Annotated in this window: 25 protein-coding genes and 2 pseudogenes; 11 read left to right on the top strand and 16 right to left on the bottom strand. The window is 60.5% G+C overall.

Annotated elements, in window-relative coordinates:
• Positions 1-86: 86 nt before the first annotated feature.
• From CO660_RS13740 to ccoN, 5 genes and pseudogenes are all read right to left on the bottom strand, one after another.
• Positions 87-272 (bottom strand): annotated as a pseudogene (locus CO660_RS13740) (hypothetical protein).
• Between the two features lie 110 nt (positions 273-382).
• Positions 383-1,246 carry a cytochrome-c oxidase, cbb3-type subunit III gene (gene ccoP / locus CO660_RS13735; protein WP_097599161.1) on the bottom strand — a complete coding sequence of 288 codons (864 nt, stop codon included), beginning with the start codon at positions 1,244-1,246 and terminating at the stop codon, positions 383-385.
• Position 1,247: 1 nt separating this feature from the next.
• Positions 1,248-1,400 (bottom strand): cbb3-type cytochrome c oxidase subunit 3, encoded by a 153-nt coding sequence (locus CO660_RS13730; protein ID WP_085780668.1) that lies wholly within the window; start codon positions 1,398-1,400, stop codon positions 1,248-1,250.
• An 8-nt stretch (positions 1,401-1,408) separates the two neighbouring features.
• Positions 1,409-2,143 (bottom strand): cytochrome-c oxidase, cbb3-type subunit II, encoded by a 735-nt coding sequence (gene ccoO / locus CO660_RS13725; protein WP_097599160.1) that lies wholly within the window; start codon positions 2,141-2,143, stop codon positions 1,409-1,411.
• Positions 2,144-2,151: 8 nt separating this feature from the next.
• Positions 2,152-3,774 carry a cytochrome-c oxidase, cbb3-type subunit I gene (ccoN, locus tag CO660_RS13720; protein ID WP_097599159.1) on the bottom strand — a complete coding sequence of 541 codons (1,623 nt, stop codon included), beginning with the start codon at positions 3,772-3,774 and terminating at the stop codon, positions 2,152-2,154.
• A gap of 238 nt (positions 3,775-4,012) precedes the next feature.
• On the opposite strand from ccoN, the gene CO660_RS13715 reads away from it, so the two are divergent.
• The 3 genes from CO660_RS13715 (at position 4,013) to CO660_RS13705 (ending at position 7,290) form a co-directional block, all read left to right on the top strand.
• Positions 4,013-4,744 (top strand): helix-turn-helix domain-containing protein, encoded by a 732-nt coding sequence (locus CO660_RS13715; protein WP_097599158.1) that lies wholly within the window; start codon positions 4,013-4,015, stop codon positions 4,742-4,744.
• Between the two features lie 26 nt (positions 4,745-4,770).
• On the top strand, positions 4,771-6,696 hold the full coding sequence (locus CO660_RS13710) for a PAS domain S-box protein (RefSeq protein WP_097599157.1): 1,926 nt from the start codon (positions 4,771-4,773) through the stop codon (positions 6,694-6,696).
• A gap of 150 nt (positions 6,697-6,846) precedes the next feature.
• Positions 6,847-7,290: a pseudoazurin gene (locus tag CO660_RS13705; protein WP_097599156.1), complete on the top strand. Its 444-nt coding sequence runs from the start codon at positions 6,847-6,849 to the stop codon at positions 7,288-7,290.
• Positions 7,291-7,426: 136 nt separating this feature from the next.
• Here CO660_RS13705 and hemN read toward each other — a convergent pair whose 3' ends face one another.
• Complete coding sequence (gene hemN / locus CO660_RS13700; protein ID WP_097599177.1) at positions 7,427-8,779, bottom strand: oxygen-independent coproporphyrinogen III oxidase; 1,353 nt, start codon at positions 8,777-8,779, stop codon at positions 7,427-7,429.
• 268 nt (positions 8,780-9,047) lie between these two features.
• On the opposite strand from hemN, the gene CO660_RS33830 reads away from it, so the two are divergent.
• Entirely contained in the window at positions 9,048-9,443 is a 396-nt protein-coding gene (locus CO660_RS33830) for a hypothetical protein (protein WP_348627645.1), read from the top strand.
• Positions 9,444-9,507: 64 nt separating this feature from the next.
• Positions 9,508-10,233, top strand: a complete 726-nt coding sequence (locus tag CO660_RS13690; RefSeq protein WP_097599155.1) for a response regulator — start codon at positions 9,508-9,510, stop codon at positions 10,231-10,233.
• A gap of 46 nt (positions 10,234-10,279) precedes the next feature.
• Here the strand turns inward: CO660_RS13690 and CO660_RS13685 are convergent, their stop codons facing one another.
• The 6 genes from CO660_RS13685 to CO660_RS13660 all read right to left on the bottom strand — a co-directional run bounded on the left by CO660_RS13685 (position 10,280) and on the right by CO660_RS13660 (position 16,557).
• The gene (locus CO660_RS13685) at positions 10,280-11,206 is read right to left on the bottom strand and encodes a ribokinase (RefSeq protein ID WP_097599154.1); all 927 of its coding nucleotides are present in this window, start codon (positions 11,204-11,206) and stop codon (positions 10,280-10,282) included.
• Positions 11,203-11,664, bottom strand: coding sequence for an RbsD/FucU domain-containing protein (locus CO660_RS13680; RefSeq protein WP_097599153.1), 462 nt, complete (start codon positions 11,662-11,664; stop codon positions 11,203-11,205). Before CO660_RS13680 ends, CO660_RS13685 begins: the two co-directional genes overlap by 4 nt.
• Positions 11,665-11,749: 85 nt before the next feature.
• On the bottom strand, positions 11,750-12,799 hold the full coding sequence (locus CO660_RS13675) for a LacI family DNA-binding transcriptional regulator (RefSeq protein WP_097599152.1): 1,050 nt from the start codon (positions 12,797-12,799) through the stop codon (positions 11,750-11,752).
• 16 nt (positions 12,800-12,815) lie between these two features.
• The gene (locus CO660_RS13670; protein WP_097599151.1) at positions 12,816-13,727 is read right to left on the bottom strand and encodes a carbohydrate ABC transporter permease; all 912 of its coding nucleotides are present in this window, start codon (positions 13,725-13,727) and stop codon (positions 12,816-12,818) included.
• Positions 13,727-14,845 carry a sugar ABC transporter permease gene (locus CO660_RS13665; RefSeq protein WP_097599150.1) on the bottom strand — a complete coding sequence of 373 codons (1,119 nt, stop codon included), beginning with the start codon at positions 14,843-14,845 and terminating at the stop codon, positions 13,727-13,729. Before CO660_RS13665 ends, CO660_RS13670 begins: the two co-directional genes overlap by 1 nt.
• Positions 14,846-14,916: 71 nt before the next feature.
• Positions 14,917-16,557, bottom strand: coding sequence for an extracellular solute-binding protein (locus tag CO660_RS13660; RefSeq protein ID WP_097599149.1), 1,641 nt, complete (start codon positions 16,555-16,557; stop codon positions 14,917-14,919).
• Between the two features lie 339 nt (positions 16,558-16,896).
• On the opposite strand from CO660_RS13660, the gene ugpC reads away from it, so the two are divergent.
• On the top strand, positions 16,897-17,964 hold the full coding sequence (ugpC, locus tag CO660_RS13655; protein WP_097599148.1) for a sn-glycerol-3-phosphate ABC transporter ATP-binding protein UgpC: 1,068 nt from the start codon (positions 16,897-16,899) through the stop codon (positions 17,962-17,964).
• 76 nt (positions 17,965-18,040) lie between these two features.
• On the opposite strand, the gene CO660_RS13650 is transcribed toward ugpC, so the two are convergent.
• On the bottom strand, positions 18,041-18,865 hold the full coding sequence (locus CO660_RS13650) for a universal stress protein (protein ID WP_097599147.1): 825 nt from the start codon (positions 18,863-18,865) through the stop codon (positions 18,041-18,043).
• A gap of 233 nt (positions 18,866-19,098) precedes the next feature.
• Between CO660_RS13650 and CO660_RS33825 the strand changes: the two genes are divergently transcribed.
• The 3 genes and pseudogenes from CO660_RS33825 to CO660_RS13640 all read left to right on the top strand — a co-directional run bounded on the left by CO660_RS33825 (position 19,099) and on the right by CO660_RS13640 (position 20,098).
• A complete protein-coding gene (locus tag CO660_RS33825; RefSeq protein WP_245421325.1) occupies positions 19,099-19,317 on the top strand; it encodes a hypothetical protein in 219 nt (72 codons plus the stop codon).
• A gap of 12 nt (positions 19,318-19,329) precedes the next feature.
• Positions 19,330-19,437 (top strand): annotated as a pseudogene (locus CO660_RS34310) (TraR/DksA C4-type zinc finger protein); the annotation flags it as partial.
• 205 nt (positions 19,438-19,642) lie between these two features.
• Entirely contained in the window at positions 19,643-20,098 is a 456-nt protein-coding gene (locus CO660_RS13640; RefSeq protein WP_097599146.1) for a pyridoxamine 5'-phosphate oxidase family protein, read from the top strand.
• A gap of 83 nt (positions 20,099-20,181) precedes the next feature.
• Here the strand turns inward: CO660_RS13640 and CO660_RS13635 are convergent, their stop codons facing one another.
• Positions 20,182-21,015: a universal stress protein gene (locus tag CO660_RS13635; RefSeq protein ID WP_097599145.1), complete on the bottom strand. Its 834-nt coding sequence runs from the start codon at positions 21,013-21,015 to the stop codon at positions 20,182-20,184.
• 179 nt (positions 21,016-21,194) lie between these two features.
• Between CO660_RS13635 and CO660_RS13630 the strand changes: the two genes are divergently transcribed.
• Both CO660_RS13630 and CO660_RS13625 read left to right on the top strand, forming a co-directional pair.
• The gene (locus CO660_RS13630) at positions 21,195-21,494 is read left to right on the top strand and encodes a hypothetical protein (protein ID WP_097599144.1); all 300 of its coding nucleotides are present in this window, start codon (positions 21,195-21,197) and stop codon (positions 21,492-21,494) included.
• A 293-nt stretch (positions 21,495-21,787) separates the two neighbouring features.
• Positions 21,788-23,044 carry a DUF4010 domain-containing protein gene (locus CO660_RS13625; protein WP_085780685.1) on the top strand — a complete coding sequence of 419 codons (1,257 nt, stop codon included), beginning with the start codon at positions 21,788-21,790 and terminating at the stop codon, positions 23,042-23,044.
• A gap of 110 nt (positions 23,045-23,154) precedes the next feature.
• Here the strand turns inward: CO660_RS13625 and CO660_RS13620 are convergent, their stop codons facing one another.
• Together CO660_RS13620 and CO660_RS13615 are read right to left on the bottom strand one after the other, a co-directional pair.
• Positions 23,155-23,409: a hypothetical protein gene (locus tag CO660_RS13620; protein WP_097599143.1), complete on the bottom strand. Its 255-nt coding sequence runs from the start codon at positions 23,407-23,409 to the stop codon at positions 23,155-23,157.
• A 134-nt stretch (positions 23,410-23,543) separates the two neighbouring features.
• Positions 23,544-24,128, bottom strand: a complete 585-nt coding sequence (locus tag CO660_RS13615) for a cysteine hydrolase (RefSeq protein WP_097599142.1) — start codon at positions 24,126-24,128, stop codon at positions 23,544-23,546.
• Positions 24,129-24,178 lie beyond the last annotated feature (50 nt).

Here is a 24,178-nt window from a genome sequence, read left to right as displayed (position 1 = left end):
TGAAAAGGCCACGCCCTGGGGTAAGGGCGTGGCCGGAGGACAGCGGGGGAGAAACACCGCTGGAGCGTCCTCGACAGGAGCTGAAACTATCGGCTCGTCTGATTGTGATCCTTGAGGCAGATCAAGCTTACGATCGAATTTCCGATCTTTGCCGCATCCTCCTATTCGGCCGACGGCGGGACCGCATTGGCGCGTTCCGAAACGCGAGAGCGGATGATGGCGCGCGGGGTGCCGTAGAGACCGAGGATGGGATTGTGATCGTGAACTATCATCGCTTCTCCTTGGAGCATTTTTCGTTTTCTTCGAACCACGGAACTGCCCTGTCTCTCTGTTTTCTCGCCATCTCGGCCCAAAATCGCCGCCCACTTCTGCTGGAATTGCTCTAGGTTCCGCCGCCGAGCGAATGAACGAAAATGGTGAGCTCCTTGACGGTCGTATCCCCGAGGCGCGCAGCCCAGGCAGGCATGACGCCATGTTTGGGAGAGGCGACCTGGCGAACGATGGCGTCTTCGCCGCGCGCCTTCAGCCAGATCGCGTCGGCGAGATCCGGCGCTCCCATTTCCGCCTTTCCTTTGGCATCCTCGCCGTGACACGCGGCGCAGTTGTCGAGAAAGACCTGCCTTCCGGCCTCCGCGAGAGCGGGATCCGAGGGCGTATTGGTCAGGCCCCAGACGTAGGCAGCGACCTGCCGCATCTGGGCAGGCTCGAGCACATCGGTAAAGGCCGGCATCTCGAAAGCGTGGGTTTCGGCATCCGAATCGAACCGGATCCCGTGGGCGATCGTCGCCTGGATGGCGCCCAGGTCGCCGCCCCATAGCCAGTCGTCATCGTTCAGGTTAGGAAAGCCAGGGCCGCCGCTCGCCCCCGAGCCATGACAGGGCGCGCAATTGACTTTGAATGAGGACGCACCGCCGGCGATTGCGAATGCACGGAGGGCAGGATCGGCGTCGATCTCCTGGACTGTCTTTGCCGCGATCAGGTCGTGAAACTGCGTCTGGGACGCTTTGGCCTGGTCCAGGTCCTGCTGCAGCTCCGCGCGAGTCGAGTAGCCGAGATAACCTTTCGTGGCGGAAGTGATCATCGGGATCGCGGGATATGCAATCGCATAGCCGACCGCCCAGAGAATGGTGGCGTAGAAGGTCCACACCCACCAGCGGGGCATGGGATTGTTGAGCTCGCGGATGCCGTCCCATTCATGTCCGGTCGTTTCGACGCCGCTCAATTCATCGATATGTTTTTCCGACATCTCAATCGTCCTTCAAGGGAATATCGGCGGCCTCTTTCGCCGTCTGCTTGCTGCCTGGGCGAAGGGTGAACACGACCACCCCGACGAAGAATGCCGCCATTGCCACCAAGCCCCAGCTATCGGCGAAGTGTCTCATTGCGGTGTAGGTTTCCATGGATCACCTCAACGGTAGCCGGTCGCGTCGTCATAGGTCGAGAAATCGACCAGCGTTCCGAGCATCTGCAGGTAGGAGACGAGCGCGTCCATTTCGGTCAGCCTGGCCGGGTCGCCGTCGAAATCGCCGACCTTCGCCTTCGGATAGCGTTCGAGCAGGGCCATCGTGTCCGCGTTCGGATCGGCCTGAGCCCTCATGTCGGCTTCCGCATTCGCCAGCATGTCGTCGCTGTAGGGCACGCCGACGTCCTCGTTGGCCTTGAGGTCCATTACGATATCCTTGACCGTCACTTCCTGCTCCTTGAGGAAGGCGTAGCTTGGCATGATCGATTCCGGCACGACTGCCCGGGGGTCCGCGAGATGCTGGACATGCCATTCGTTCGAGTAACGTCCGCCGACACGGGCCAAATCCGGCCCCGTACGTTTTGATCCCCACTGGAACGGATGGTCGTACATGGATTCTGCGGCCAGTGAATAATGGCCGTAGCGTTCGACTTCATCACGGAAAGGCCTGATCATCTGGCTATGGCAGAGATAGCAGCCTTCACGGATGTAGACGTTGCGTCCTGCGAGCTCCAGCGGCGTGTAAGGACGCATTCCTTCCACTTTTTCGATCGTGTTCTGCAGGTAGAACAGCGGTGCGATTTCAACGATGCCGCCGATGCTGACGACGAGCAGCGAGCCGACCAGAAGAAGCGTCGCGTTTTTCTCGAGGATCTTATGTTTATCCAATATCGATGCCATGTCTCACCTCATTCGGCAGGCTGTGCCTGGGGTACGAAAGTGGTCGGGATTGCAGCTTCGTCGCGCTGGTGGCCGCGGATCGTCATGAACACGTTCCAGGCCATGACGAGGCCGCCCGCCAGGTAAAGCGTTCCGCCGACCGCGCGTAGCACGTAGTAGGGGATCATCGCCGCGACCGTCTCCGCGAAGGAGTAGACGAGGAAGCCCTGGGAATTGTATTCGCGCCACATCAGACCCTGCTGGATGCCGGCTACCCAGAGCACGGCGGCGTAGATCACGATCCCGAGGGTCGCGAGCCAGAAGTGCCAGTTGACCATCCGCAGGCTGTAGAGACGTTCGCGCCCCCACAGTTTCGGTGTCAGGTAATAGATTGCCCCGAAGGTGATCATCCCGACCCAGCCGAGCGCGCCGGAATGCACGTGGCCGATCGTCCATTCGGTATAATGGCTGAGCGAATTGACTGTCTTGACCGACATCATCGGGCCCTCGAAGGTCGACATGCCGTAAAAGGCGATGGCGACGATCATCATCCGGATGACCGGGTCGGTGCGGATCTTGTCCCAGGCGCCCGAAAGCGTCATCAGGCCGTTGATCATGCCGCCCCAGGAGGGCATCCAGAGCATGACCGAGAAAACCATGCCGAGCGTCTGGGCCCAGTCGGGCAGCGCCGTGTAATGCAGATGGTGCGGACCGGCCCAGATATACATGAAAATCAGGGCCCAGAAGTGGATGATCGACAGCCGGTAGGAATAGACTGGCCGGTTGGCCTGCTTCGGCACGAAATAATACATCATGCCGAGGAAGCCGGCGGTGAGGAAAAAACCGACGGCGTTGTGGCCGTACCACCATTGCGTCAGCGCATCCTGGACGCCCGAGAAGAGAGAATAGCTCTTGGAGCCGAGGAACGAGGCCGGAACGGAAAGGTTGTTGACCACGTGCAGCATCGCGATAGTGACGATGAAGCCGAGATAGAACCAGTTCGCCACGTAGATGTGCGGTTCTCTACGCTTCAGGATCGTTCCGAGATAGACGGCGAGATAGGCGACCCAGACGATCGTCAGCCAGAGGTCGACATACCATTCGGGCTCTGCATATTCACGGGCCTGGGTGATGCCGAGCACGTAGCCTGTCGCCGCCATGACGATGAAGAGTTGGTAGCCCCAGAAGACGAACCAGGCGAGGCTACCGCCGAAGAGCCGCGCGCGGCAGGTCCGCTGCACCACATAAAAGGACGTCATGATCAGCGCGTTGCCGCCGAAAGCAAAGATGACCGCCGATGTGTGAACCGGCCGCAGCCTGCCGAAATTAAGGTAGGGCGCGATATTGAGGTCGGGAAAAGCCAGTTGTAGCGCGATGATAACGCCAACGAGGAAGCCGACCACGCCCCAGAATACGGTGGCGATCAGGCCGTAGCGGACCACTTCGTCGAAATAGCCTGACAGGTCGACTTTCTGCCGCTGGTCCGCCGGTGTGAAGTCGACCTTCCTGACAAGGAGCAGGGTCCCGGCAACCAGGCAGAAGCTGAGTATTCCCATATGGATCGCAAAAAGATGATCGTGCGCGAATGCGGCTCCAAGCAGCGCTAGAAACGCCGCGACCGCGAGCATCATTGTTTCCATCGTGTAATTCATGATGTCGTCCCCAGTGCAAAGACGACCGCCCCGCGGCCGGCTTTCTCGGTAGTTCGGGGCAGGACTGTCACGAACCTAGCGATGGCTCCTTGATCTACATCAACAAGGGGACCTCACGCCGCGGATGGACCGCCGCTGTTACACACTGTTACTTTCTTTCACCCTTTGGCACCGTCCGCTCATTCCCTTGTGACGCGACAGCTTTCTACTGCACCCACTGCCACGAGGGGACACGACGATGCTGATGCAGAACAACCACGCATTCGAAAATGCCGAGAAAACGGTCGAAGCAATTGCTGCCGGCCAATCGCTTTCGTCGCTTTTCCTGAGCTCGGCGGCGGAGCCTGTCGCAGCCGGCAAGGCGATTTGCTGGGAGGGCGACCAGGCGAAACATCTCTTCCAGGTGGAAGAAGGCGTCGTTCGCCTGCATCGCATCATCGGCGAGGGCCGCCGGGTGATCACCGCCTTTCATTTCGCCGGCGATCTCATCGGCGCCTCGTTGCAAAACGACTTCATTTTCACGGCGGAGGCCGTCACCGAATGCAAGATCCGGCGCATGTCGCGCAAGAGCTTTCACGAAGAAGTCGCCCGCTCCGACTCGCTCGGCCCGGCCTATATCTCCCTGCTTTGCCAGGAGGCGACCGCCGCTCATGAACAGATGGTGCTGTTGTCGAAAAAGAATGCCGAGGAGCGTCTCTGCAGCTTTATCCTCAAGCTTGCGTCCCGCCGCAACCTGCGGCCGCGCCAAGGCCTGGTGCGCGTTCCCATGAACCGCCAGGACATTGCGGATCATCTCGGCCTGACCATCGAGACCGTGTCTCGCACGATCACGAAACTGGCGTCTCGCAACATCGTTATTCCCGAGGGCAGGCACGACCTGAGGATCGTCAATATTGCCCGGTTGAAACAGTTGTCCGGCGACGCTGATGATTTTTCTGACGATTCCTGTCATAGGGTCAACCTGCACTGATGCAACAAGCCGCAGGATTGACATTCATGCCTCACCGCCTCGTGTCACCGAGAACCGCATCGCCGCAGGAGCTGGATGCCATGGTGCACGTACTCGACGGAGCGGATATCGTCGTTCATCGTTTCGACGGAACGATCACACACTGGTCGATCGGCTGCGAGAACATGTATGGCTGGGCACGAGAGGAAGCCGTCGGCGAGAAGGTCCACGAACTTCTGGCGACGAAGTTTCTCGAACCGGCGGAAAACATCCGCGATCAGCTGAAATCGCGCGGTTTCTGGCAGGGCGAAATCATTCATCGCCACAAGAGCGGTCATGACATTCACGTCGCATCGCGCTGCGTGCTGGTCAGCCTGCCGGACGGAGAGCTTACGGTCATCCAGACAAACAGCGATGTCAGCGCACTGAGGCAAGCTCAAGAGGCGGTCAAGTCGCGTGAGGCGCATCTCAGCTCAATCCTCGACACCGTACCCGATGCGATGGTGGTGATCGACCATAAGGGAAAGGTTCTGTCATTCAGCAAAGCTGCTGAAAAGCTGTTCGGAATGCCCGCGGATCAGATTTGCGGCCGTAACGTCAGCAACCTGATGCCCACCCCCTACCGTGAAGCGCATGACGGCTATATCGACCACTATATCGAAACCGGCGAGAAGCGCATTATCGGCTACGGGCGCGTCGTAACCGGACAGCGGGCCGACGGCTCACAATTCCCCATGGAACTGCACGTTGGAGAGGCGACGGCCAACGGCGAGCGGATTTTCACCGGTTTTGTCCGCGACTTGACGAGCCGCTTCAGGATCGAGGAGGATCTTCGCCAGGCGCAAAAGATGGAGGCGATCGGACAGCTGACCGGGGGCCTTGCGCATGACTTCAATAATCTCCTGACCGTCATCAGCGGCAACCTCGAAATGATCGAGGACAAGCTGCCGCCCGGCAGTCTTCGCGACATTCTCAAGGAAGCCCAGTCCGCCGCGCAGGACGGAGCGATCCTGACCGGGCAGCTGCTGGCCTTCGGCCGCCGGCAGCCGCTGAACCCCAAGCATGCCGATCTCGGTCAGCTCGTGAGCGGCTTTTCGGATCTGCTACGGCGAACGCTCGGCGAAAATATCAAGCTGTCGACCGTCATTGACGGGTCGGGCCTCGACGTGCTCGTCGACAGCTCACAGCTCCAGAACGCCATTCTGAACATCGCCCTCAACGCAAGGGACGCGATGCCGAGGGGCGGCAGTCTGACGACGACGATCTCGCGCGTCCATCTCGACGCAGATTATGCCAAGATGTTCCCGGAGGTGCGCAGCGGCAACTTCGTCCTCATTGCCATGACGGATACTGGCATCGGTATGACCGAGGAGGTCAGGAAGCGCGCGATAGAACCATTTTTCACAACCAAGGAAGTCGGCTCCGGCACGGGGCTCGGGCTCAGCATGGTCTATGGTTTCGTCAAGCAGTCGGGAGGGCATCTCCAGCTTTACAGCGAGGTGGGGCGCGGCACGACAGTCAGGATATATCTGCCTGCCATCAGTGACGCAAAGCCTCGGGAGCCGGCGTCGGATCTTGACAGCGGCGAGAGCCAGCTGCCGCGCGGCGACGAAACAGTGCTGGTCGTGGAGGATGACGCCCGCGTCCGCCGCGTGGCCGTCGCCAGGCTGGCGTCAATGGGCTACACGGTGCGTGAAGCCGAAAACGGCCACCGCGCACTCGACCTCCTGCGGGAGAACCCCGGCGTCGCGCTCCTGTTCACCGACATCGTCATGCCGGGCGGGATCACCGGTGACGAACTCGCACGGGAAGTGCGGGTTATGCGGCCAGACGTCGCGGTTCTGTTCACGTCAGGATACTCCGAGCCGGGTCTTGCGGAAAAAGGCACCGTTCCCGGCGCACAGTGGCTGCGTAAGCCCTATACCGCCAAAGAACTGGCCTTGAAGATCCGCGAGCTTCTCGACGCGAAGTGACTTCGGGCCTGTTGCCATTGTCGGCAGACAGACAAAAACCTGATCGCCAGCTTTTTTCGCGAATTTGACGGGGGTCAAAGAACCGGATTCCGGCATCTCCTAAGACCGGTTCACGCGGCGGATGGAGCCTCGCAGAACAGGAGATTGCACATGCGTTTGAAATTCGGTCTGATCGCTGCAGCGGCAGCCTTGATTGCCTCGGCAGCGCCCTTGATGGCCGCCGACCACCAGGTTCAGATGCTTAACAAGGGCGCGGACGGCGCAATGGTGTTCGAGCCCGGCTTCTTGAAGATCGCCCCCGGCGACACTGTCACCTTCATCCCTACCGACAAGAGCCACAACGTCGAGACCTTCAAGGGCCTCATTCCGGATGGCGTCGCCGAATTCAAATCCAAGCCGAACGAACAGTATCAGGCGAAATTCGATGTTCCCGGCGCCTATGTATTGAAATGCACGCCGCATGTCGGCATGGGCATGGTTGCCTTGATCCAGGTCGGCGACAGCCCGGCCAATCTCGAAGCCATCAAAAAGGCAAAGGTGCCGAACATGGTACGCAAGCGGCTCGACGCCGATCTTGCCCATCTCACCCAGTAATCAATGACCGGCGCGGATGGCCGCACTCGCGCGCCATCCCGCACGATGGAGAACCCGCCTTGCCTTCGCCGGTTGGCGGCCGTTCAAGACTGCGCTGCGGCTCAGGCTGCCGGCGATCGCCCGGCTCTGATGCAGTTCAGGCGGCCTTGCTGTGCTTGCGTCCGTGCGAGCCGAAATAGGCGTCGAACGCCGCCGCGACTGCACGGACCATGAAGCGTGCGTCTCGGGATACGACGATCCGCTCGCCGCTCATTGTCGCGACGCCGTCGGCCATCAGCTCACCGAGACGGTCGTTGCGCTCAACAAGGAAGCCGGTGTCGAAACCCGTTCCGCTGCTCACACTTCCGAGGTCGACTTCGAAATCGCACATCAGCCTTTCGATGATTCTCGCCCGAAGCTTGTCCTCTTGGCTGAGAAGATAGCCTTTGGCGGTGGGCAGGACGCCAGAGGCAATCCGCTCCGCATAGAGACCCAGAGGCACGTGGTTCTGCATATAGCCACTCGGTAGCCGCCCGATCGCGGAAGCGCCGAGGCCGATGAGATTATCGCAGTCATCCGTGCTGTAGCCCTGGAAGTTTCGTCTCATCGTGCCGTTGCGTGCGGCGAACGCCAGCTGATCCTCCGGCAAGGCAAAGTGGTCGAGCCCGATAGGCACATATCCGGCTTGTTGAAGCTCCTGGGCGATGGCTTCCGCCTGCTCGTTGCGCTGTTTTGCGTCTGGCAGCGATGCTTCGTCGATCAGACGTTGATGCTTCTTGAAGGAGGGTATGTGGGCGTAACCGAAAACAGCGAAACGTTCCGGACGCAGCTCCGCGGCAAGGCGGACGGTTTCCACACAGGATCGGACAGTCTGCTTCGGGAGGCCATAGATCAGGTCGAAATTGATGCTTGTCACGCCTGCGGAGCGCAACCCGGTGAGCGCCATCTCCGTCTGCTCGAAGGACTGCAGCCGATTGATTGCCGCCTGCACGACCGGGTCGAAGCTCTGGACCCCGAGGCTCGCGCGATCGACACCGTTTTCGAAGAGCGCATCGATCATGGGGGCGGCCAATGTGCGCGGGTCGATCTCGATTGCCACGCTGGCATCCGCTTCGAAGGCGAAGGCGCTCCGGAGCTTTGCCATCAGAGCGGAGAATTCCTGCGGCTTCATGATCGTCGGCGTGCCGCCGCCCAAGTGCACGTTTCTGACGGGCACGTCGTTGCCGGCGGCAAAGGAAACGAGCTCGATCTCCTGGCTCATCACATCAAGATATTCGACGACCGGAGCATCCTGCCGGGTGATGGTCGTGTGACAGCCGCAGTACCAGCACATCGAGCGGCAGTATGGTAGGTGGAGATAGACCGAGACTGGGCCGGCCTCTCCGATTTCGGCAAGGCCGGCGGCATATTCATCCGGTCCGACGGCTGCTGAAAAAGCCGGCGCCGTTGGGTAACTCGTGTAACGCGGAAGCCGTGCATCGCCGTATTTTGCGACAAGATCGTCGGGCATCATCATATTTCCTTTCAAAAAGCAGGATGCTTTATGCCCAGGGGCCGCACGGTCTTCCTTGTTCCAAATCAATGATGTTGCCGTCGCCGCGAAATCATCCAGATATTTGTACATTGCCTTAAAGCCGTCGCGGGTGGTCCCGGGGCGGATGTTCGGTGCCGTCCCCGCCCTTTCGATTTGATCGAGGTCAAAGCGTCTTTTGACCGGCGTCGTAACCTGGAAAACTGGAATAGGCCGCAGCGACGAACCAATGATCCGGAGCGATGGAATGCCATATGAAATCGTCACATCAAGTCTCGATGCGAAAGACAAGTCAGGGAATATCGATGTGCGGTTCGGGCCCGACATGAAGACCGTCATCGTGTCCCGGAGGGCATTGCTGTCCGTTGCGTCGCCGCCGCGGGCAACCGAATTCCGCCTTCTTCAATACGTTGACACTTTCTGCCAGATAGCCGCGCGCCGCCTTGCCTTAACGAGCGGCAACACGATTCTGATTACGGCGAACGATGTCCGCGGATGGCTCTGCGCATGGCAGTCCTCGCCGGCCCCCGTCCCGATGCCGGCGAAACGCCATTGGCTGCACGACCAGACCTGCAAATCCGACCTGAGTGGATTTGCGGCTTCCGATGAGGACAACGCCGGCCGGCTGGTGACACCAGCTTGAGGGGCATGTTAAAGACGATGCCACTGAATACGATCTGTAACGAGCAAGGCTTGGCGGATGGACGATGGCAGCACTTCAACATGACGCGCATCTTCTCGTCGTCGACGACGATCCGCGCATTCGGCAGATGTTGACGCGCTATTTCGAGGATGAGGGTTACACGGTCTCTTCCGCCGCTGACGGCACCGAGATGCGCGTGCGCCTGCGCCAGCAGAATTTCGACGCCGTGCTGCTCGACCTCGTTCTTCCCGGCGGCACGGATGGTCTTGATCTTGCCCGTGAAATCCGCGCCCAGTCCGACGTGCCGATCATGATGCTGACGGGTCGCGACGACGTCGTCGATCGAATCGTCGGTCTGGAGGTCGGCGCCGACGATTACATCGCCAAGCCCTTCCATCTCAGGGAAGTACATGCGCGCCTGAAATCTATCCTGCGGCGCCGGCAATCTCCTGCGAGAATCGCAGAAGCGGCCAGCGAGGAAATCATCGGCTTCGAGGACTGGAAGCTCAACCTCAGTCGCCGCCAGCTACTCGACCCAGACGGCACGGAGATCGAACTGACGACCGGTGAATTCGATATGCTGACGACCTTCGTCCGGCATGCCGGACGGGTTCTGACCCGCGACGTCCTGATGGACCTGACCCGGGGCCGAAATCTTGAAGCCTTCGACCGGACGATCGATGCCCAGATCGTCCGGCTGCGGCGTAAGATCGAGACGGACCCGAAGAAACCGCAATTCATCAAGGCCGTGCGCGGCGTCGGCTACGTCTTTACCGCAAGGCTGGATTGACGGGTTCTGGAGATGGCAACTCGCCAATTCCGCAGTGACCCAATCATCAGGAGCGCAGCAAGGCGCTGATCTCGGCGCGAGAAGGCATGGCAGGGGCGGTGCCCGGTCGTGTGACCGCGATCGCGGCGGTAGCGCAGCCGAAACGGACGGCCTCCGCTGGCGCCTGGCCTTCGGAAATCGCCGTCGCGAACCCGCCGAGAAAGGCGTCACCGGCGCCAGTTGTGTCAATGACACTTCCTGCCGCAAATGCGGGGACGAATTCGCTCTGCCCGGCGATGTGATAGAGCGCGCCGCGGGCGCCAAGCGTGATAACCGCTGCTTTCGCCCCACGATCAATCAGCGTGCGTGCAGCTGCACGTGCCTGCTCATCGGTTTCGATCGCATGGCCGACCAATTCCGCCGCTTCCACTTCGTTGGGAACGATGAAATCGCACAGGTCATAGATGCTGTCCGGGATGGCGCTGGCCGGCGCCGGATTGAAGATTGTCGTGGCCCCTGCCCTCTTGGCTATGGACAGACCATGCAAAGCCGCTTCCAGCGGTTGTTCGAGCTGTGTCATGAAGATCGCTGCGCTTTCGATCGCCGCCCGGTTCGCTTCGACATCTTCAATGCCGATCAGCCCAGCGGCGCCCGGCACCACGATGATGGCGTTGTCGCCGCTCACTTCGTCGACGAAGATGAAGGCAGCGCCCGTGGAAACGCCTTCCATCTTCATGACATTGGCCTTTACGCCCGCCTCCGCATAGGCGGCAAGGGCCATCGCGCCGAAGGCATCGTTGCCAACCCGTGAAATGAAAGTCACCTTGCCGCCTGCCTTTGCCGCGGCAATCGCCTGGTTGGAGCCCTTGCCTCCCGGCCCGAGCGTGAAGCCCGACCCCATCAGCGTCTCGGCAATGTGGGGCAGGCGCTTTGCCTTATAGGCGGTGTCGGCGGCAAAGATGCCGAGGATGACGATCCCGCTTTTCTCGCTCATCTCACGGCCTCTTCCGCTGGAATGACGCCCTTGGTCAACAGGAAGCATCCATAGAACCGCAGTTCCCCGGTTGCGATCACGCAATAGGCCTTTTTGGCAATGTCGTAGAACGCCATCCGTTCGACGGGATACATGGGCGACGGCTTGCCTTCGGCGCGGTCAACAATCGCCTGGACTTCCTGCTGGATCGGCGGAATTTCATCCGGCTTGCCGATCACTTCCATGCGGCCAACCGAGGGCTGGATCGGCGTGTCCAGAGGCAGAACCGAAAGGATCGCGTCGATCGCCTGCGGCGCGGGGATGTTTTCCATGGTCAGGAGTTTGCCCAGCCGCGTCTGGCGGGCTATAGAATCTGATGGAAAATTCGTGTCGGAGATGACGAGATAGTCGCCATGTCCCATATTGCAAAGTGCTTGAAGAATATCGCCGTTGAGTTCGGCCCGAATTCCCTTGAGCATTGATCTTCCATCCTTCCTCTAGCCGGAAAGCCGGCCGTCCTTCAATCTGCATGTCTGGCGACGTCCGCCTCGGAGCGTGGTGCATCTACGAATCGGGCTTTCCGGAAATCGGGTCCGACTTTCGAGCTGATGCGCCAGGTTGCGGACACGGGCCGCTCGAACCACGCACGATCAGCGATCCGTCTACCATTTCGTCGCCCTTGCCCGGCGGTTCTTCGAGGAGAAGGCTGACCGCGCGCCGTGCCAGCATATCGGCCGGCTGGCGGATGGTTGTCAGCCGCGGCACGACGAGATTGGCAAGCGAGATGTCGTCGAAACCTGTGACGGAAAGTTTTCGCGGCACGTCGATCTTGAGGTCGCGGGCGGCCCTCAATGCGCCGATCGCCTGCTGGTCGCTGGCGGCCGCAATCGCCGTCGGCCGGGCCTGTGGCGGGCGCGAAAGCAGCTCGCGTGCAATTCTCTCGCCGGATTCGTAGTCGAATCTGCCATGGGAGATTTCCAGTTCGACAGGCTCACCGCTCCTGCCGAAGTCGTGCATGCGGCTGACAAAGGCCTCTTTGCGCATGCGTCCTGCTTCGGTGTCGGTCGGCCCCGCGATATAGGCGATGCGCCGGTGCCCAAGCCCGTAGAGATGATCGGCAATCAGCGTGGCCGCCTGCGCATGGTTGGTCGATACCAGGGGAAAGGCGCCGAAGCGGCGGTCCAGCGATATGACCGGTACCGAGGCCGGCAGATCAAGACCTGAACCGTCGCTTGAAGCCACCACGATGATGCCGCGCACCGATCGGTCGAGAAAAGCCGAAACATGGCTCTGCTCCGCCTCGCTGTCATTATGCGAGCTTGCCAGCATCAGGCTGTGACCGCATTCGAGCGCCGCTCGCTCGATGCTTGCCGCAAGCTGCGCAAAAAAGGGATTGGTGATGTCGGGAACGACGAGGCCGATGACATCGGTTCTGCTGGTGCGCAACGCCCTTGCGGTCACGTTCGGCCGGTAACCGAGCGCCGAAATGGCGTCGTTGACCCTTTCGCGCAGCATGGTTTTGACCGCGGCTTCGCCCGACAGCACACGCGAAACAGTGCCCACGGATACGCCTGCATATTCGGCAACATCCTTGACAGTGGGCATCTTCGACATTGTTCCCATCCCGCAGCTATTTTACGGCGCCTGCGGTCATGCCGGCGATGATATGCTTTTCCAGCACGACGCCGACGATAACCAGCGGCAGGATGCCGGCGGTGGAGAGGGCAGCCATCGACCACCAGTTGATGCCCTGACTGCCGGTCTGGCTGGCAATCATGACAGGCAGCGTGTTGGTATTGGTGGAAGTCAGCAGCGCGGCGAAGAAATATTCGTTCCAGCACAAGATCAGCGCCAAAAGGAAGGCGGCCACCATGCCCGGCAGGACGAGCGGCACGATGATGCGGGCAAAGGCGCCCCAGATCGACAGGCCGTCGACCAGCGCCGCCTCCTCGAGCTCGACCGGTATGGTTGCGAACTGATCGCGCATGATCCAGACGACGATCGGCAGCACCATCAGCGTATAGACGGCGATCATGCCGGCATAGGTGTCGAGCAGTGCCAGTTCCTTGTAGAGAACCAGGAATGGCAGAGCGAGGACAACAGGCGGCATGATGAGCTGCGACAGGAAAAAGAAGGAAATATCGGAATTGCGCATATGGCCAAATTTATAGGAGAAGCGGCTGAGGCCATAGGCCGCCAGCGATCCGAGCACAACCGCAAGCGCGGATGCGGTGACGGAGATGATGACGCTGTTCCAAAGCCTGCGCATGAACTCGTCGCGCACGGTCGAGATCTGGGGAATCGTATCGGGAGAGAGGCCGAGCGAGCGCCAGCCGAGCCAGTTGGGCGCGAAATTGAACCACGGGATCAGATTGCCGCGCATCACGTCTGCGGCTGTCTTGAACGAGGTCGAAACCGTCCAGAACAGCGGGAAGATGCAGACACAAGCCCAGATGACGAGCAGGCCGTAAACGGCCAAACGCATGGCCCACCAGCGAAGGCGTTGGCCCCGTCCGTATTTTTCGAAATCGATGCGAACCATCAGAGCCTTCCTGTCATACGCTTGACGATGCGGTCGGAGATCTTCATCAGCCCCGTCATGCCGACGACGATGATGACCAGATAGACGAGCGCGAGCAGGGTCCCATATCCGACATTCGAGCGGTCGCGGTATTCGCGGTAGATGAAGCTGGTGACGGAATCGGTCGCCCCGCCCGGGCCGCCTGATGTCACGGTGATGATGATGTCGGCGAGCTTTAGCTTGAAAATAATGCGGATCATCACCGCCGTGACTGACACCGGCAGCATCAGCGGGAAAATCACCTGCCAGAAGCGTTGCCACTTGGTGGCGCCGTCGACTTCGGCCGCCTCCAGCACCTCCCTCGACAAGGCCTGCAATCCGGCGAGCAGCATGATCATCATGAAGGGAATGAAGGTCCAGGCGTCCATGATCATGATCCAAAGGCGCGCCGTCAGCGGATCACCGAAAAAGGACGGGTTTTCCCAGCCGAGCCAGCGGGCCATGCGCGCGATCGGGCCGAAACGGGTTTCCAGCATCGACTTGCCCACCATCCAGCTCACCGCGACCGGCGACAACATCAAGGGCACGAGGAAAGTAACCCGCCAGAACTTCCGGGCAATGATTTCCTGGTTGAGGAGCAGCGCCAGGCCGAAGGCGATCGCATATTCAACAGCAATCGCAAGGCAATAAAGGATCATGTTGAGCAAGGCATTGGCATAGAACGGATCGGCGATCATCCGGCGCACATTATCAAGCCCGTTGAAGCGCCGCCCGGCCGAAGAGGCGAGATTCCAGTCGGAGAAGCCGATCCAGAGCGCAAAGAGCAGCGGGAAGACCACCATCGATACGACGAAAAGTGCGGCCGGCAGAACAAAGAGCGCCTTCTTGCCGGCCTCGCCGTATATGACGACGCGGGTGACGCAAAGAACCGCGGCCCAGATGAAATAGGCGTAGAGAACCGGCCGCCAGTTGGCAAAGCCCCAATCGGTCCAGCCGAGTTCGTGGACAGCCTGCAACACAAAGGATGCGATGAACCATATGGCGCTGAGCCATAGAGCCGAGCGGCCCCAGAGACGGCGGCTCGCGGAAATGGAGCCGGCTTCGACCGTGTGGAGCAGGTCGCCTTCGACTGTCGACATTGATATTCCTCGCCCAGACAGGATGGGCGCTGGCGGAGCCTTCCGGTCCGCCAGCGCGTTATGTCAATCGATCAGAGCCCGAGGCTCGCCCGATAGAGTTTCAGCTGGCTATCGCGGCCGATCTGGTCGGTGATCTTTTCCCAGGCGGCTGCAATCGCATCCGCCGTTTCCTGTGCCGACTTGTATTGTCCGGCAAAGCCCTTCGCCAATTCGTCCTCGGCGACGGAGTAGTATTGGAAGATGCCGGGGATGCGCGGTTCGATCGCGGCGTTCGGGTGATTGTAGCTGTCGGCGTTCGAACCCAGATAATCCTCGATATAGGCGCGGTCGTAACCGGCCTTTTCCCATTCGTCATAGTTGAAGTGGGACTGACGATAGGGCTGGAAGCCGGAGGGATAGGCCGAGGTCCAAAGGGACAGATCCTTGCCGCCGAGATGTGCGGCAGCAGACCAGGCCGCCTTGCGCTTCTTCTCGTCGCTGGAGACCCGCTTGGTGACGTAGATGCCCCAGCCGAGGTAGGCCATGTTGGGCGCCTCGTTATACTTGTCTTCCCACTGTCCGGTCTTGCGGTTGTAGACGCGGTTGGAGCCGCGGTTGATGCCGAAGCCGACCACGTCGCCGACGACAGAGGTATCGGATGTGCGGGCGCCGGAGCCAACATCGCCCCACCACATCAGCATTGCACCGGTGCCTGCCAGAAACTGCGAGAAGGCCGTGGTGCCGGGGTCCGCATTGATCTGATCGGCCGGATAGGCCTTGGCTGCGATCAAATCCAGGACGTCCTGGATTGCCTGGACCCAGGCGGGGTTATTAACCAGCGGCTTCATATTTTCGGGGTCGAACAGCCAGGCCGGATCGCCGGGATATTTGGCATAGGCTGTCGCACGGTTTTCGATGAAATAGAAGCCAAAGCCGCCCCAGCCCTTGAGCGGGTCGAGATAGCCGTAGGCGGGCTGGCTGGTCAAGGGATCGGTCTTGCCGATCAGCGCCTTGGACGCTGCGTTGACCTCCTGCCAGGTCTTCGGCGGCTCGGCCATGCCGCTGATCGAGCCTTCGCCGAAGTAATCCTTGCGATAGGCGAAGGTGTGGCAGTCGCCGTCGATCGTGACACGATAGGTCTTGCCGTCCCAGGTGCCGACCGGTGGCTTCAGGTAGCTCACCAGGTCGTCGGCTTCGACCTGCTTTGCAGCCCAGTCAGGCATCTCGTCGAGAAGCCCGCGTCCGGCGGTATCGCCTTCGAAAGGCGCGCCCATTTCAAGGATGTCGAAATCGACCGTGCCGGTTGCGATCGACTGCTGAAGGCGGGCGTTGTAATCGGCCTGAGCAAGGTCGATCCAGTTGATCTTGGCGCCGGTATAGGCTTCCCAAGGCTTCAGGAAGCCGCGGAACAGGAAGTTGTGCAGATTCTGGTTGTTGAGCCCCATGAAGGTCAGCTCGACGCCGGCGAATTCACCCTGCTTGACATTGGCCTTGGTCGGGCCGAGGCAGAGCTCGCCGACCTTCTGCCAGTCCGCGTCCGTCGGCGAACCCTTGCCGACGCCCGGGATCTGCAGGATCTGCGCGCGTAGGTCATCGGCGGCGAATGCGGCGCCGGCAATTCCGCCCATCGCGCCGGACAGGCCGAGCAGAGCCGCCGCACTTGCCGTTCCCCGCAAAACGTCGCGGCGGCTTGCCTGACGGCGCATCAATGCATCGTAAATTTCGACTTTCATGTCTTCCTCCTCCACGTTTGGTGCGCTGCCGCCAGCCAGTGTTCCGGATAGGCTCCGGCCCGAATTGGGACTGGTCTCGTGCAGAACTATCTGGTAAACAAGAAAATGAAACGTTTCATAATTCTTGTTTGAAACCGCTCCTCTCGGTCTCATCATTGAGCATTAGACGGGAAGCGGAAAAAGTCAATAAAAAATGAAACGTTTCATGGAGGAGGTTTTGAAGGTATTTCGGTGTCGTGGCAGAGCGCGTGTTCGTTGTGCCTCATACGCTGGATACTGTCGAGAGATTCATCCCCTGGAATGTGTGCCTGGGGTGACCGGAAAGCGAGTGGGAGGCATATGGCTGAGGTCAATATTTCAGAGGCGCGGAAGGCATACGGCGCCTTAAATATCCTGCATGGGGTCAATATAGACATTCGCGACGGCGAGTTCGTGGTGCTCGTCGGCCCGTCCGGCTGCGGCAAGTCGACCTTGCTGCGCATGGTCGCAGGGCTCGAGAGCATTACCGGCGGCACCATCTCGATCGGCGGAAAGATCGTCAACAATCTGCCGCCGAAGGACCGCGATATTGCGATGGTTTTCCAGAGCTATGCCCTCTATCCGCACAAGACCGTTGCCGAGAACATGGTCTTCGCGCTGCGCCTCCAGAAGCAGCCGGCCGATCTCATCAAGCAGCGCCTGCAGGCGGCGGCCGAAACACTCGACCTCGTGCCCTATCTTGACCGCTATCCGCGCCAGCTTTCGGGCGGCCAGCGGCAGCGCGTGGCGATGGGACGAGCCATTGTCCGATCGCCCCAGGTCTTCCTCTTCGACGAGCCCCTGTCGAATCTCGACGCCAAGCTGCGCGTGCAGATGCGCAAGGAGATCAAGGAACTCCACCAAAGACTGAGAACCACGACGATCTACGTCACCCATGACCAGGTCGAAGCGATGACCATGGCGGACAAGATCGTGGTCATGCAGGGCGGCAAGATCGAACAGACAGGAACGCCGCTGGAACTCTACGACCGTCCGCGCAATACCTTCGTGGCCACCTTCATCGGCTCGCCGTCGATGAACCTGCTGAAAGGTCATTACAAGGCCGATGGAGCCGTCTTCGTCACGGAGACAGGCGATGAGATCGCGCTCGGTTTCACGCCGGAGGCCTCCGATGGCCAGGCTGTGCGTCTGGGCGTGCGGCCCGAACACCTGTCGCTCGCTCCGAGCGGCCTGAAGACGACCGTCAACGTCACCGAGCCCACCGGTCACGAGACGATGGTATTTCTGCGCTACGGATCCGGCGAGCTTGTCGCCGTGCTGTCTGAACGTCACGATTTCGAGCCGGGGCAGGCCGTAACGATCGCTGCCCGGCCGGGCAAGCTTCATCTGTTCGATGCGGAATCCGGTAAGACGCTGCGACGGGATTGAGGAGCCGCCTGAGGCGCGCGGCCTTCGTGGCGTTGACAATGAGTTCGAGAGCCGGTGCTTGATCGCATGCCGTCTCTCAATGCGATAGCAGGACAGGCAGGGTGATGCTGGTCAGCACCGCCTGCGTCGCGCCGCCGAGCACGAATTCGCGCAAACGCGAATGACCGAACCCGCCCATGACGAGAAGGTCGGCTCGCAATTCGAAGGCCTTGCTCTGCAGTACCTCCCCGACCGGATTGCCGTGTGCGCGCAGCCGCGTCGGCTCCGCCATCACGCCGCTCTTCAGCAGGTTTTCGATGAGATAATCGCCAGTCTCGTACGTCACCGGCTTCTCGTCGATCACCGAAAGCAGGCAGACCTTGGAGGCCTGCTCCAGGAAGACAGAGGCATCATGAGCCGCCCGCGCGGCCGCGTGGCTGCCATCCCAGGCGATGACGACACGATCGATCCGGCCGCCGAAAGGCGCCGGCGGATAGAGGATGAGCGGCCGCCCCGACCCGAACAGCACCGCCTCGACGATTGGACGGGAGAGGCCTGCCAGTTCCAGAAGCACGAGATCGTAGGCGCGCGAGGCTTCCGCCACCGCGTCGACGACGAATGGCTCCTCGACCTTGATCTCGCGCGTGCGTAGATCGACAGAAGCCGCCGTTGCCTCCTCGAGCGCTTTCTGCGTCAGCGTCGAAGCGCGCTTGTGGCTCAGCGCCCCCGCTTCCCGCGCCATTCGTGCTGCATCGATGATCAGTGAGGACAGGGCATTGGAGACGTCGGGAATGGTAATCTCCACCGCACAGACGGTGAGCGTCGCCTGCATGTGGCGCGCCAGCATCACCGCATTGGCGATCATGACTTCCGAAGTCGCGTCAGGATAGGTGAGAAGCGGAAGGAAGATATGCCGTTTCATGGTGTACACCCCAAGAAGAGAATGGCGGTCTGCGTCGCCACTCTCGCACTTGAGCGGGATTTGCGCGTTGACATGTCTCAATCTGCCCATCCCCTCCCCCATTGACGCCGATCAATGCAGCCTTCCCAGACGGTTGTACGGTGATGAACATTGCATTCGGACAGCCGCCGGCCGGGCGAATGGGCGAACAGAGCGCGGCATGTGCCGCCGTTTCACGCAGCGGGAAAGCTTCGATGAAGAACGAAGAGATAGAAAACAAACTGAAGACCATGAAAGCGGACCTGCAGCGCCGGCGGTCGGCGATCGATGCCGATCTCGGTGTCGCGCTGGATCCGGACAGCGAAGATCGCATCACTCAGGTCGAGAATGATCAGGTGCTGACCGAAATGCGAAGGGAAGCCGCTGCGCAAATCACATCGATCGAGGCGGCCCTCGAACGGCTGAAGCGCTGAAGCTTCGGTCGCTGCGTCAGATGCCTCGCCCCGATCGAACCCAACCGGTTGGAGGCCATCCCCTACACGCCATACTGTGTGACCTGTGCCCGCCTGGCGGACGAGAGGCATTCCTCGTAGGATTGAAGCATTCTGCCCGAGCAGATTCCATCACGAATCGATGAGCGTGAGTGGCGGCGAGTATGGTCATCCCGGCATGAGCGGCACTCTTGCTGCCCGAGCCGTAAGTCGGCCCTGCGGACCCAATACGACATTGCTCTTTATCAATGCGCGAAGCCGCGCGGTCGGCCTAGAATGACTCCTCGAACATCCGAAGGAGCGTCTCATGTCATTGGGTTTACGGGAACTTACGCTGGCTGAATGCCACGCCGTCCTTAGAGAGACAAGATTTGGGCACCTAGCCTGCTGCAAGGACAGTCGGCCCTATGTCGTGCCTATCTATTTCGCCTTCGAAGATGGCGTCGCATACTGTTTTTCGATGCCCGGCCGCAAAGTCGAATGGATGCGGGAAAACGACAGAGTGTGCCTGCAGGTGGACCGGCGGGTCGGCAAAGGCTGGACGAGCGTTATCGCCGAAGGAAAGTTCGAGGAGTTTCCCGACACTGAGCTCCGGCGGAGCGAGCGTGTGCACGCCTGGGAAATATTGCAGAAGCACCCGGACTGGTGGGAAGTCGGTTCGCTCAGCCCGAAGGAGGTTCCGATTCTTGCCGAATCTCCGCACATCTTCTTTGGCATCCTTGTCCGGACAATATCCGGCCGCGCGGCTTTCGCCATCGATTAGTGCCTATCGCCCGGATGTGTGCAGCAACCGGGCGAAATGCACAACGAGGTGTGAGACGCCGGACCGGCTGAGCGCCGGCCGGCTCAATGGGCCATGAAGATGGGCATCCGGCTTTCTTCGATCATGCCGCGCGTCACGCCGCCAAAGATCGTCTGCTGCCAGCGGGGATGGTTGTATGCGCCCATGACGATCAGGTCGGCGGAGACGTCGACGGCGTGCTGCCGCAGGACCTCGTCTGCCCGTCGTCCGCCGCTGGCAATGCGATCCACCTGCACCTTCACGCCATGACGGGCAAGATAGGCGGCAATGTCGGCGCCCGGTTCTTCGCCGTGCGTGCGCATCCGCGCCACCGGATCCACCATCGTGACGTAAACGATGTCGGCTTGGCGGAGCAGATCAAGCGATTGGCGGGCGGCGCGCGACGCTTCGTCGCTGGAATCCCATGCCAGCAGAACCGACCTCAAGGAGGCATTCATCGCGCCTGCGCCACGGTTGATGACAATCGGCGTCGGCGTCTGGAAGAGTGCCCCATTGATGATCCGTTTGCGGAGATCTTCGTCTTGGGCCGCCTGCCGCCCGATCAGGACGACGTCGGCGTAGAGCGCCCTTTCAGCAATGTCTTCGTCGGCCCAGGCAAATTCCGTGTAGACCTCCTGGACCTCGCAGGAGATCTCGCTTCGGTCGAGAGCGGTCCTGATCTCGTCTGTCTTCTCTGACAAAACGTCGATTTCGCGCTGGCGTTCGTCAAGCCAGACAGAAGAGATGGTGTTATAATTGCCGATCGTCGGCGCAGTTCCCAAAGAGATCACCAGCGCGTTCAAATGGGCGCCATGGGCGCCGCAGAAGTCGATTGCGGTTTTGAGATCTTCTTCGAACTGATGAACGCTGAGGATGCTTAATGCCGTCCTGATGGCCATGTCGATATACCTCTCTGGTTGGATAGGGAAAGGATAGTCGCGATGGCAAGGGGTTCCTTGACCTTCGTCAAAGCGCTGTCGATTTCTGCCTTGTAGGTTGCTTCTCGATTGGGGCCGTGGACGTCCCAATCGCGGAATTCGGTAAGGTGCAGGCCTGTGATCGGTTAAGGAGGCCGCAAATGCTGTCGACGGAGCGAGATTTCAAACGAGGCGGCGAGCGGCTGCCCATTCCTTCGCAAGGCGAAGTCGAAGGCAAGCTTCTCATGTTTGAAGCGGTGGCCGTCACCTGTCTGCAGGAGCTTCTCGCCAAAACGGAAACGCGGCTCGTCCCCAGGCTTCGCCGGAGACTCATCCGTAATCTGAAGGAGAGATGCGCCCCGTTGAAGCTATGCGCGGATGACGAAAAGGCTGCAGAGGAGTTCGCGCTCCAACTGTTGAGCGCAGCTCTGGAAGAGGCAGAAGACAGGGGAGCCGGTTGAGGGCCGGACGCATCGGGCACAGGTTCGAGCGCAAAAGGTCTTCCACCGTCTCATCCGCCAGCCCACCCACCACTTTGCGGAGACCACCGCCATTATCGAGGAGATCCCGGCCAATCGCGCAGTTTCTCGGGGCGCCTCGGTCAAGGCATTCTGCGCAAACTCGGCCACGACCCCGTTCCGCACGGGTGTGGATGGATTCCAGGAACAGAGAGATCGGCATGCGTGCTCACCACGGAAAATGGGACATAATAGCCTCCGTCAGGCGGAGTCGCCGGCAATAACTGGACGTTCCGATGATGACTTCATTGGTGATGACAGATGCATTCCAGCGCCTCAGTCTTGCGCTTGCGATCGGCATACTCGTCGGCATCGAACGTGGATGGCAAGAACGGGAGGCGGCGCCGGGCAAGAGAGTGGCGGGTATCCGCACCTATGGTCTGTCGAGTTTCCTCGGCGGCTTTTGCGGCTTCCTGCAACCCATCGTGGGGCCGGTCCTGCCGACGGCCATCTTCGTATTCTTTTGCGTCACGATACTTGTCTTCAGCCGCATGCAGGCGCTGCGGGAGAGTGACTACAGCGCAACCGGAGCCATTGCCGCGATCACGGTGTTTGCGCTCGGTTTCGGAGCCGTCGTTGCAGACATGACGACGACCGCGGCGAGCGCGGTTGCAATGACGGCACTTCTGGCGGCGCGGGAGCCTCTGCACGGGTTTCTGCGGAAACTGACCTGGCTCGAGTTGAGAGCCGCCCTGATCTTGTTGACGATGACGGTCGTCATTCTTCCCATTCTTCCCAATGAGGCGGTCGATCCCTGGCAGATGATCAACCCTTTCGAGCTGTGGATGCTGACCATATTCGTGGGAGCGGTTTCGTTTGCTGGCTATGTCATGATCCGGCTCACCGACGCCAGAGCCGGACTGCTCCTGACGGGCGCCTGTGGGGGTATCGTTTCCTCGACGGCCCTTACTCTTTCCTTTGCCCGACAGTCTAAGCAGATGCCCGCGCTCTCGCCGCTGCTTTCAGCCGGAGCGATGATGGCGGGGGCGGTATCCCTGAGCCGGGTGCTTTTGATTTGCGGTGTCATCGCACCGACGGTGCTGGAGGAGCTTGCGGCATTGCTTGGCCCGGGTGCGGCGGCGCTTGCCATCGGCGGTGGCTTGGCCGGCTTGTCGCCGCGCGCCGGTGACAGTCCCGACTTTTCACCGAAAAATCCGCTGGAGGTGATCGTCGTCCTACGCTTTGCTCTTCTTCTTGCCGCTGTCACCATCGTGACGCGGGCGGCCTTGGAATTCTTCGGAACGCAGTCGCTGGCGGTGGTCGCCTTCATCACCGGGCTCGGCGATCTCGATGCGATAACGCTTTCGATCGCGAAGCTCCCGAACCTGCCGGCGGACGCGGCTGCACAAGCCATAGCGGTCGCTGCTTTCGCCAATCTTCTTGCGAAAACAGGGCTTGCAGCAAGCGCGGGGAGCCTTGGCTATGCGGTTCGCCTCGCCATCGTGAGCGGTATCGCGGTGCTCGCCGGCCTCGCCGGCTCGTTCATGACGTAAGCGACTGATCTCGTTGTTGGCGCCGATGCCTGCCGCTCGATCGCGCCGGATCTGACGCGCCACTTCCTATGAGTGCCGAGACTCACCACCGTCGGGGAGGTGAGCGGCACTCAAAGGTCGGCTGCATGAATTCTGATGCGCCCGTCGCGCTCAATATCGCCGCGATTGAATTTCGCGCAGGCAATCCGGCTGAAAAGGCCGATATTTTCCTGCAGCCGGCTTTCGTCGCAACGCGGCGGCTGGGCAACCTCAAGGAGGGCTTCCCTGTCGATAACGACCATCTGGTTCGTGCCGCCGGCATCCATGACCAGCAGGGCTTCCTCGCCGGACGACTTCATCATTCCACTGATCAGCTTCAAAGACATTGCTTATCTCCGGACCGGTTGATTTCGTTGCCGCAAGATGCGCTGCCGAGCTCCTCTGGCAGGCTGCCCAGCTTATGCCGGCGCGGGGAGCCCAGCCTTGATACATATCAATGAAAGATCGCCGGAACGGCTTCTCAGCCAAGGCCGCTCAAGAACTCCTCGGTCTCCATGAGTTCGAGCTGCACGGAAAAGCGGTCATGGAGAAGTTCCAGCGAAGCGTCATAAGTATCGTCGGCGCTGCTGCAGACGGCATCCTTCAGCAGGATGACGCGATAGCCGAGATCGATGGCGCCGAGCGTCGCGGCAAGCACGCAGACGTCCGTTTCCCCACCGGTAATCACAAGGGTGTTGACCCGTTCCGATTGAAGAATCGTGTGAAGGCGACCGTCGATCCAGGGGGAATAGGTGCGTTTGTCGAAACATCTTGCCGGCGGAACATGCGAGGCGAGCGACGAAGTCAGCTCGACGAGGCCATGCGGAAGATGCTCACCCGTCATCATCCACCATTTCCGGTAATAATCGCGCCATTTTCCCGGCATCGCATCCGCATGCTGAGGCGGCATGAAACGGGTGAAGATCGTTCGGGACGGATAGCGGCCGGCGAGTTCCTCGACCTGAGGGGAGATCCGGGCCATCCATGGAACGTGCCACGGCGTGTCTTCGGCAAACATCCGCTGCATGTCGACGCAAAGGTGCCGCCACTCGCCGATCTCGCCCATCACATCCTCCATTCGTCTTGGGGCGTCAACCGCTGCCCGGGGCGAAAGTT

The organism is Rhizobium sp. L9 (genome assembly GCF_002531885.1).
GTDB lineage: Bacteria > Pseudomonadota > Alphaproteobacteria > Rhizobiales > Rhizobiaceae > Rhizobium.
This window is presented reverse-complemented; position numbering and strand designations above follow the sequence as displayed.